5 protein-coding genes are annotated in these 8,406 nt (G+C 37.0%); 2 read left to right on the top strand and 3 right to left on the bottom strand.

Going from position 1 to position 8,406, the window contains the following annotated elements; translation table 11 throughout:
* Together VFS71_RS08325 and VFS71_RS08330 are read right to left on the bottom strand one after the other, a co-directional pair.
* A partial coding sequence (locus tag VFS71_RS08325; RefSeq protein WP_326400494.1) for an alpha-2-macroglobulin family protein occupies positions 1-3,492 on the bottom strand: 3,492 nt, incomplete at its 3' end.
* A 266-nt stretch (positions 3,493-3,758) separates the two neighbouring features.
* Positions 3,759-4,202 carry a nucleoside deaminase gene (locus tag VFS71_RS08330; protein WP_326400496.1) on the bottom strand — a complete coding sequence of 148 codons (444 nt, stop codon included), beginning with the start codon at positions 4,200-4,202 and terminating at the stop codon, positions 3,759-3,761.
* Between the two features lie 38 nt (positions 4,203-4,240).
* Here VFS71_RS08330 and VFS71_RS08335 point away from each other — a divergent pair, with 38 nt between their 5' ends.
* Together VFS71_RS08335 and VFS71_RS08340 are read left to right on the top strand one after the other, a co-directional pair.
* The gene (locus tag VFS71_RS08335; RefSeq protein WP_326400498.1) at positions 4,241-6,022 is read left to right on the top strand and encodes a 1-deoxy-D-xylulose-5-phosphate synthase; all 1,782 of its coding nucleotides are present in this window, start codon (positions 4,241-4,243) and stop codon (positions 6,020-6,022) included.
* A gap of 78 nt (positions 6,023-6,100) precedes the next feature.
* The gene (locus VFS71_RS08340; RefSeq protein WP_326400500.1) at positions 6,101-7,072 is read left to right on the top strand and encodes a DUF3078 domain-containing protein; all 972 of its coding nucleotides are present in this window, start codon (positions 6,101-6,103) and stop codon (positions 7,070-7,072) included.
* 77 nt (positions 7,073-7,149) lie between these two features.
* Here VFS71_RS08340 and dgt read toward each other — a convergent pair.
* Positions 7,150-8,406, bottom strand: a 1,257-nt coding sequence (dgt, locus tag VFS71_RS08345; RefSeq protein ID WP_326400502.1) for a dGTP triphosphohydrolase, incomplete at its 5' end; no start/stop codon positions are given.

Genomic DNA, 8,406 nt, shown 5'->3' on the forward strand with positions numbered 1-8,406 from the left:
ATCCAACAATCCTTCATCAACAATAGCTATCGTATAAGTCATTTCCTTTCCAGATTGCTCACTCACTTTTATCGCAAATGACTGTTCGGGACGCAGCACGTCTGGCATCACCAATTTGGGAGCTAGAATCGTGTTTTTATCAACCACTTCAATTGGCACAATTCCGTACATTCGGATTGGCAAATCGTTCTTTGTTGATGCGTGCGGTTGTAACAATGTAATATTAAAATACACGTTTGGTGCCATAGAAGCTGTAATCGGAATAGTCACTTTGGTTTCTCCCTTTTGGGTCTTCACCCAAAGGGTTTGCACTACTTTTGAACCATTTTCGATAGAAATAAAAGCACGACCTCCTTCACTAGACGGGAATGAAATCTGCGCATTTTCACCCACGGCATACTTTTCCTTATCGGTAGAAAAAACCAACATATTAGCCGTTGAGGCATCGGTATTTTTAGTTTTTCCAGACCAAATTGGCCAATCGATATTTACCGTCAATGCCGTTGCGTGTCCTCCAACCTCGTCTGAAACCCGAATCAAATAACGTCCCCATTCCTCATCTGTCAATGCAAAACTCACACTTCCTTTCCCTCTTGCATCAGTATTTATTCTAAAGGTTTTATAAGAAGTCGTCGCATCATCAGAATTATAATTGGACAAATTATCACTTGAAGCGTCCCACCACCAGCGCCATTCCACTTTATAGACTTTTACTTCCAGATTTTTAACTGACTTTGGTTTGCCGTTTTCATCAACTGTGACTACATCAAATTGATTCACTTTGCGAGTTTCGAGCATACCGTATTTGTTGGGCTCTGGTGATTTTATACCAACATAAGTAGTATAAGGCGAATAGGTAGTAGCAATAACATCGGTACTGAAATCACCACCTTCTTCATATACTTTGGTAATGAACGAAGCCTTCAGCATACCTGGCGCTTCTCCTTGAATTTTAGGATCAATAGTTGCATTCGCTTTTCCATTGGCATCTAATTTACCTGAGAAAACCGTAACTTCTTCGGTACTAAATTTTCGTACCAAATCATCAAAAACATATTTTTCATAATTCTTGAAAGTCGTTGTTTGTTGTGAAAATTTAGCCTGCATTTCGACATTCAAATTTTTCGCTACAGCCCCGTGAAGCCAAGTCACTTCGAGATTACTGGTATTTGGATACGACGATGAAAGCACCGCTCTTTTAAAACTGTTTTTGATTTTTAAACGATTCGGTTTGATGGTTTCGATTTTGATGCTTTTATAAAACTTCGCTCCGCCAACGCTTACCATCGCTTCCCAATTTCCGGTAGGCGCATCCATTTCTGTCGGTACGGTAAAAGCATAGTGATTCCACTCATTCGATTTTTGAACAGTTTGATACGTTACTTTACCATTGGGGTCACTCAATCTGAATTTTATTGGATGTCCTAATGGAATTTTATTCGAAGCATCATTCAAAATAAAGGACAAATACAAATTATCGCCGGGTCTCCAAACGCCACGCTCTCCATAAATGAATCCTTTGAGACCTTTTTGCAAAGTTTCACCCGACACATTAAAATTACTGACCGATAATGAATTTCCATCGTCAAGACGTACATAAGTGGATTGCGTTCCATAAGTCACGATTGCAAAATAAGCAAAAGTATTCAACTGAAAGCTGGCAATTCCTTCACTACTAGTCGCTCCTGTTGCCAATTTTTGTTGTTGAAAACTGTACAAATCTACTCTTGCGTTCGAAATGGGTTCAGTTGTAATAATATTGTTTACGGCAAATAAATACGATTTATTTTCTCCTCTTTTTGCAATTACCCCAACATCCGAAGCTAAAATATTAGTCCCGATCTTGGCATTATAATAATACGAACCCGAGCAAGGATCTTGGCTTTCTCTCCATTCATAATCGTCATAATAATACTCATCGTATGCATTTTGACTATAATTCACATCATTTTCATCCACATCTTCTTCCTCATCATTTTCACTGTCATCGGCAGTTGAAGATTCGCATTTGTATAAAGAATAAGCTTTTTTATATGAGAACTCCACTCTGTAAATCGCACCGGGTTCCGGCGTTATGATTTTGGACAAATCCAAAGTAAAAGTGCTCCATTTACTTGGATTGATCAAGTTGTTTTCATTGAGATAAAGTGTAGATTTGGCAACGGGCTGTCCCACTCTTTTCAAATTTCGTGTGCCGTTCAGCTCATTGTCCTGCAAAAATTGAAGAATGTTATTTTTGTAAATTTTATACACTTTTACATCAACCGCACTTAGATTTACTGCTTCAAAATTGAGTTTCAGATTACTCGAACTTGGCAGAATCGTTCCGTTTTTGATAAATCGAACGTTAGGTTTTATTTCGTCAAATGAAATTTTCTCCGAGTAATTCTCATTTAACTTTTTGCCATATTCACTTTCAATTCCTTGAAAAACCTCCAACAATAATTCTCCTGTGAGTTTTTGAGAAACTACAACAGGCTCGACTGCTTCTACCTCTTCTTCTGGTTCTTCAACCGAAGCGCTATCGACAGCTACAGAGGCAGAATCCGAAACTACAACTTCAGGAGCTACTTCAACTGGTTTTTCAACAGCTTTCTCATTATTAAAATAAACTTTCAGTACATTCCCTTGGGTTGAAAACTTCAAATTACTGGTGTTTTGAATCGCTACCAATCCTTTAAAATCCTGACCTTTTTCCAATGGTTCCGAAAAATTGATCGATAATGATTGATTATCCCCTTCTGAGATTTCGGTTTTGATGACTTTGAACTCATTCAAGGTAGTGATTGGAAAATCGATAGTCCCTTTTTGATCCATATCATAATCCGTTCCATCGTATTTTATCTCAAGATTGCTTGCAATATCCAATCGCTGAATGCTGTCAATTCTGAATTTAAACTCTTTGCCAACTGCATTCGATTTCTCAAAAATAATTTTCAAATCATTTCCGTTATGTTTGGCTTCCACTAGTTTTTTGGCAGTTTCAAAATCGATATTATCTGCGGTTTTCAGCACGCAATTCAGATATTGGTATTCTTTGCTGTAGGATTGAATGCCGAGCGTGTTGACAATAAAATCCTGTTTGATGGTTTTTACAGTAAAATTGAAATTGGAAAGTTCCTTATTCTTTTCGGCTACCTTTGGATTTAGCTTATCCAAATGCAAAGTCACCTGATACTCTGTACCAGATTCTAACTTTTTTTCAGGAATAAAAGCAATAGTATTACTGGAAAGTGCAATCACTTTTCCGTTGACACTCGGAGAAATATCGAATAAATCATTATCCAAAACCTGATTGACTTTCCAATTGTTGTTATCGAAAGCCAAAACCACACGAATATCGGATTGCGCCGAGACTATTCCCCCCGTAAAACTGACTATATACTCTTTGAATAATGAAAAATCGGAATTAAAATCGGCAGCTGATTTCTTGCCACACGCCTGAAACAAAAAAAACACACAAAACACATAAATTAATCCTTTTGTTTTCACTTTTATCTAGAGTTAATGGGTTACAAATTAAAAATTTAGCAACATTTCACAGTCAAAAAGATAACTGCAAAAGCCTTCATTATATTGTAGTAAAAGTATAGTATTTATTTTATTATTTTAAGAAGAAAATTCTTTGGGAGTGAAATATTTTTTGAAGGTGTTTTTTACGAGCTTTTTCCAGTTATTCACTTCAATCTTTTTATTTTTTTAAGGAAAAATAAAAAGGATTTCCGTTGCTATCTGGGCTAGTATTTCAGTTAAAAAGACTATTTCCTTCTCTCAGCAAAAAACCGTTTCATCAGCTCCGAAGCTTCATTTGCCATAACTCCGCTTACAACAACCGTTTTGGGATGCAGTTGAGTTCCCATTTTCATAAAACCACGATGATCATCGCTGGCGCCATAAACGATTTTGGTAATCTGACTCCAATACAAAGCGCCGGCACACATTTGGCAAGGTTCAAGCGTAACGTAAAGCGTGCAATCTTTCAGATATTTTCCACCGAGATAATTGGCAGCTGCAGTTATGGCTTGCATTTCGGCGTGAGCGGTAACATCATTCAGCAATTCGGTTAAATTATGGCTTCGCGCAATGACGGTATTATTGACCACAATAACGGCTCCAACAGGAATTTCGCCTTTATCAAAAGCCATTTCGGCTTCCTGCAAAGCTTTTTTCATGAAGTACTCGTCGGTGAAAGGGTTTATCATAGTTGCAAAAATAAGAATTCAATTCGTACATTTGCTTTATGCCTAATAATTTACTTGAACATATCAACAATCCCGCCGATTTGCGCTTACTTGACGAAGCCCAACTTCCTCAATTGGCACAAGAATTACGCGATTTTATAATCAATATTGTTGCGACCAAAGAAGGGCATCTTGGCGCCAGTCTTGGTGTAGTGGAACTTACGATTGCTTTGCATTATGTTTTTAACACACCTGAAGATTTATTGGTTTGGGATGTCGGGCATCAAGCCTACGGGCATAAAATTCTGACCGAAAGAAGAACCATTTTTCATACCAACCGTCAATTGGGCGGTATTTCCGGTTTCCCAAAAAGAAGCGAAAGCATTTATGATACTTTTGGCGTGGGTCATTCTTCGACTTCCATTTCAGCAGCGCTGGGAATGGCAATTGCTTCCAATTTAAAAGGAGATTTCGAAAAACAGCATATAGCAGTTATTGGAGATGCCTCAATAGCCTCAGGAATGGCATTTGAAGGACTCAATCACGCCGGAGTTACCGATGCTAATTTATTGGTCATCCTCAATGATAACGCCATTGGAATTGACCCGAGTGTGGGTGCGCTCAAAAAATATCTCACTTCCGTAAAAGAGGGAAAAAACCCGAAACAGAATAATATGATTCGGTCACTGAATTTCGATTATTCGGGACCGATTGACGGCAATGATATTTTTGCGGTGATCAAAGAACTGAAGCGTCTGCAAAAAATAAAAGGGCCAAAATTTTTACACCTAATTACAACCAAAGGTAAAGGTCTCCAACAGGCTGAAGAAAACCAGGTGAAATATCATGCTCCCGGTAAATTCGATGCCACTACAGGCGAAATCATTCCAAAATCTGAAGAGAATTTACCTCCAAAATACCAAGATGTTTTTGGATTGACCATTTTGGATTTAGCCAAAAAGAACGAAAAAATTGTTGGAATCACTCCGGCAATGCCTTCTGGAAGTTCCCTTAAATTCATGATGGATGCTTTTCCGAAACGCGCTTTTGACGTTGGCATTGCAGAACAACATGCAGTTACACTATCGGCGGGGATGGCTACTCAGGGAATGATTGTTTACTGTAATATTTATTCCACTTTTTTACAAAGGGCTTACGACCAAGTGATACACGATGTGGCTTTACAAAATTTACCAGTCATTTTTTGTCTGGACAGAGCCGGTTTGGTTGGTGAAGATGGAGCGACACATCACGGTGTTTTTGATTTAGCTTACTTGCGTTGCATTCCAAACCTGATTATTTATGCCCCGTCGAATGAGATTGATTTACAGAATATTTTATATACCTCACAACTGGGTTTAAACCATCCTATTGCTATACGTTATCCAAGAGGAAGAGGCGTAATCAATGATTGGGAAAGATTACATTTAGGAAAATATGAAAAATTAGAAATTGGAAAAGCAAAACTCCTGAAAAGCGGCTCAAAAGTAGCCATCTTATCAACGGGCTCAATTGGGAACAATGTGACATTGGCTCTAGCCAAAATAGAAGATCCGGAAAATTTTGCACATTATGATTTTGCTTTTGTAAAACCTTTAGATGAAAAAGAACTGCATACTATTTTCAATCAATTCGAAACCATCATAACTGTTGAGGACGGAGTCATAAAAGGTGGATTTGGAAGTGCAATTTTAGAATTTGCGGCAACTCATCATTATACTCCAAAAATACAGCTTTTGGGAATTCCTGATACTTTTATTGAACAGGGTTCTATTGATGAACTACAACAATATTGTAAAATTTCCGTTGATAGTTTGGAAATAACTTTCTCAAGTTATTGAAATTAATTAATTTGCGTACCAAAATACCACTATCCTACTATGACCTTTTTGACCAAACCCATTCTAATTCTATTTTTATTGTTTTCAATATGTAGTTTTGCACAAATTAAAATAATTACCAGTAAAACGGATACCATAAACGCAAACAAGATTGATCAGGCTCTTACAACCATAATAACTTCAAAACCAGACACAATTTCCTATTGGTCAAACGAAAATGTTCTAGGAATTGATATTTCGGAAATTGCTTTTGTAAACTGGAGTCCTGGGGGTACAAGTGCCATAACAGGACTGGTAAGAGGACACCTTAAACGAGATTATAAAGACGACAACCAAGTTTGGTCTAATGAACTTATTTTTAGATATGGTATGAACAAACAACAAGGAATTGAACTTAGAAAAACAGATGATGTTTTTAAAATCAACTCCACTTATGGATATAGGACAGACACATTGTCAAACTGGTATCATTCTGCCAAATTCAACTTTAATACTCAATTCACCAATGGGTATAATTACCCAAATACCAAAGATCCTATTTCAAAGCCATTTGCCCCAGCATATACCTTTTTAGGGATTGGATCGGAATATATTTATAAACCCGAAAAATTTAATGCCTATATATCTCCCCTAACACTAAAGAACACACTTGTCCTTGACCAAGCTTTAGCCGATTCAGGCGCATATGGTGTCAAGAAAGCAGTTTATGATGCACAAGGAAATATAATTTCAAAGGGAAAACAATCGAAAACAGAGCTTGGTATCTTAATGACCTCTTATATTGAAAGAGAAATTTTTACCAATATTACCCTAAAAAACCGCTTGTCTTTGTATACGGATTATCTTCACAATTTTGGCAATATCGATGTTGATTGGCAATCTTACGCGGATTTAAAAGTAAATGAATACGTAAAAGCAAACGTTGGCTTCAACTTGGTTTATGATGAAGATATTGATGTCATTAAAGAAGAAAATGGCGTGAAAATTAATGAAGGTGCAAAAGTACAGCTTAAACAAGTATTGGGAATTGGCCTTGAATATGTTTTTTAAAACAATAATTAAATAAAATAAAACGCCCTCAAACAGTCAACTATTTGAGGGCGTTTTTCGTTATATTCATTTTTCAACTAACTCTTTGCAGCGGTTATTGTTTTGTAAAACAGTAATGCATTTCCATCTGTCAGCATTGAAACAAAGTGACAAATATGAAGCAATCTTTCGTATAGATTTTCTTTTTCCAAATGATGTTTTTCGGGCAACATCTTCAGGATAAGATTGTCATAATTGGACATTTTTCCTTCGAATTTATTATTGAAAGCCGTTACGAATTTATCCAAAAGCGTTTGTATGATTTGGTATCCCACAATCTCCTTTTCCACCACTTCACGGCTTTGGTAAATATTCTTGACGCTAATCTTGATGATATCATCCATCTGGGCTTTGTACTTGCTTTTGTCCGTTAAGGCAAAAGGAAATTTCCCCTGCATGATTGCCTCTTCATTTTCAACAAACACTTTCACGGCATCGTTAATTAAACTACCGATAGCCAGCGCACGCAAGTAACTGATTCTGTCCTCTTTGGTTTCTAATGTCTTATATTTTGAAGTATCAATACTGTCTTTCACCAATTTGATTAAATATTCCAAAGCAAAATCTTCTGAAACCAAACCTAAATTGATTCCATCTTCAAAATCAATTATGGTGTAGCAAATATCATCGGCAGCTTCCACAAGATAAGCCAAAGGGTGTCTTTCAAAACCAATATCATTTCCTGTTTTATTGGTAATCATCCCCATATCGGAAGCGACTTCCTGAAAAAAAGCTTTATCGGTTTGAAAAAAGCCATATTTTTTATCGGCTATGTTTTTAGTTGGTTTTTTAGGCAAACTCTCTTTTGGGTATTTCATAAAAGCACCAAGCGTAGCATAGGAAAGTCTAATTCCTCCCTCAACACCTGGACGCGAACTGTTCAAAACCGAAAATCCATTGGCATTCCCTTCAAAATCTATCAAATCTTGCCATTCTTTGGCTGACAGTTGATCTTTGTATTTAAGGCCATTTCCTATCGAAAAATATTCACCAATTGCCTTTTCTCCCGAATGTCCAAAAGGAGGATTACCAATATCGTGCGCCAAAGATGCGGCCGCCACAATAGCTCCGAAATCATTCATCTGATAACCATGAACTTCTTGCAAATAAGGATATTTTTCCAATATTTTTTTTCCAACCAATCGTCCCAAAGAACGTCCAACAACCGAAACCTCCAAACTGTGCGTTAAACGAGTATGCACAAAATCGGTTTTGGAAAGTGGAATCACCTGTGTTTTGTCCTGTAAACTTCTAAAAGCCGAGGAGAATATTATTCGGTCATAATCGACTTCAAA

Origin of the sequence: Flavobacterium sp. (assembly GCF_035760125.1) — a bacterium.
Classification (GTDB): domain Bacteria; phylum Bacteroidota; class Bacteroidia; order Flavobacteriales; family Flavobacteriaceae; genus Flavobacterium.

Excerpts from the sequence above, each read along its gene's own strand:
- VFS71_RS08335 (WP_326400498.1), top strand. The coding sequence starts at position 4,241 with ATGCCTAATAATTTACTTGAACATATCAACAATCCCGCCGATTTGCGC.
- VFS71_RS08330 (WP_326400496.1), bottom strand. The coding sequence starts at position 4,202 with ATGATAAACCCTTTCACCGACGAGTACTTCATGAAAAAAGCTTTGCAG.